Annotated in this window: 2 protein-coding genes; both read right to left on the bottom strand. The window is 76.0% G+C overall.

Features of this window, described 5'->3' with window-relative positions:
- Positions 1-210 precede the first annotated feature (210 nt).
- The gene (lnt, locus tag GTW08_RS18545; RefSeq protein ID WP_073575786.1) at positions 211-1,695 is read right to left on the bottom strand and encodes an apolipoprotein N-acyltransferase; all 1,485 of its coding nucleotides are present in this window, start codon (positions 1,693-1,695) and stop codon (positions 211-213) included.
- Between the two features lie 4 nt (positions 1,696-1,699).
- A partial coding sequence (locus GTW08_RS18540) for a hypothetical protein (RefSeq protein ID WP_161152283.1) occupies positions 1,700-1,890 on the bottom strand: 191 nt, incomplete at its 5' end.

Genomic DNA, 1,890 nt, shown 5'->3' with positions numbered 1-1,890 from the left:
CGCCGGTGATGCGGTGGCGCAGTCCGGCCGGGACCAGCAGGGTCCGCGCCGTGCGGTCCGGCGCGCCGTCGACGCGCACGGTCAGGTCGTCGTCGACACCGACCGCGAGGCACGCCACCGCACCCCGGTGTGCGTCGAGTCCGAGCATCGGCCCCAGGTGGACGGCCCAGCAGGGCCCCACCCACAGCCGTGCCGGGCCCGCCGCCACGGTCACCGGACGCCCGCCCGCCGGCGTCGCCACCCGAATCCGGCGGCCGCCGCGAGCAGCCCGGCGAGCGCCAGACCGTGCTCGAACCACGCCCCCCAGCGGGTCGCGAACGTCAGGTCGGTGCGCAGCGGCACCTGTTCGACCAGGGTGTCCGCGGTGTACAGCCCGGTCTCGGCGACGACGGAGCCGTCGGGCCGGATCACCGCACTCGCCCCGGACAGCGCCGCGACGACCGCAGCCCGCCCGTGCTCGACGGCCCGCAGCCGCGACATCGCGAGGTGCTGCCAGGTCATCTCGCCCCGCCCGTACCAGGCGTTGTTCGTCGGGATGACCAGCAGCGAACCGCCGTCGGCGACGCCGTCGCGCAGCACGTGGTCGTAGGCGGTCTCGTAGCAGATCGCCGTCGCCATCCGGGTGCCCGCGACGGGCAGCACCGCGGGCGCCGTACCGGGGGTGAAGTCGGCCAGCGCGACGAACGGGGTCAGGTACTGCGTGACCGCCCGCAGCGGGATGCGCTCGCCGAACGGCACGAGCTCCTGCTTGGCGTAGCGCTCCCCCACCCCGGTCCCCGGGTTCCAGACGGCCACCGCGTTCTCGGTGTCGGTCGCGCCCGCCCTGTAGTTGGTGCCGACCAGGAACGGCACGCCGAGCGCGTCGACGACCCGGTCGACCGCCGGGTCGACGCCGTCGGTCGACAGCGAGCTCTCCGGCCACACGACGAGGTCGGGCCGCGGGACCGCGCCGGACCGGACGCGGTCGATCAGCACGGAGGTCTCGGCGAGGCTGTTCGCGCGCAGGGTCCGACCGGCGTCGAACAGGCCGAGCCCGATGTCGGGGGCGTTGCCCTGCACGACCGCGACGGTGCGGGTGCCGTCCTGCGCGTCGACGGGCGGGGTCGGCACCGCGAGCAGCACGAGCACGACCGCCACGACCGGGACGAGGCCGACGACCCGGCGGGGACGCTGCAGGAACGCCGCCACGCAGAACCCGGCCGCGACCACCGCGACCGACACCAGCGGGGCCCCACCGATCGCGGCGAGCGGTAGGAACGGCCCCTCGACCTGCCCGAACGCGACCCGGCCCCAGGGGAAGCCGTTGAGCGGGAACCGGCTCTGCAGCCACTCCTGCGCGGCGAAGGCGAGCGCACCCCACACCGGCGCGGCGGGCAGCCGGGCGGCGAGGGCGACGAGCGCACCGCCGAGCGCCGGGAACCCCGCCATCACCAGCGACAGCCCCACCCACGGGAACGGGCCGTAGTCGCGGCCGAGGAAGTCCTGGATCCACATCAGGTGCGTCAGGTAGAAGGCGAACCCGAACACCGCACCGAGCAGCGCGGCGCGGCGCACCCGGACCCCGGACAGGGCCCACCAGAGCAGCGCGAACGCCACGATCGCGGTCCACCACACGGTGCGCGGCGGGAACGCCAGGTGCAGCAGCACCCCGCCGACGACGACCGCTGCGATCCGCAGCGCGAGTGCCTTCACCACACGGTCAGCATGATCCGGCCGCGGCGCGGGCCCGCGCGCGGGTCCCGGCGGTCACCGCCCCCACCACCGCGACGACGAGCAGCCCGCCCGCGTAGGCGGCGACGAGCTGCATCGGCCGCCCGGAGAAGTCCCCCGCGAGCGGCGGCACCAGCACCGCGAACAGCGCCACGACGCCCGTCAGCGCCGCCCGTGGCC

This window comes from Pseudonocardia sp. SID8383 (assembly GCF_009864975.1).
GTDB classification, from domain to species: domain Bacteria; phylum Actinomycetota; class Actinomycetes; order Mycobacteriales; family Pseudonocardiaceae; genus Pseudonocardia; species Pseudonocardia alni.
Note: the sequence above shows the minus strand (reverse complement) of the source record. Positions and strands in the feature narration are given on the sequence as shown.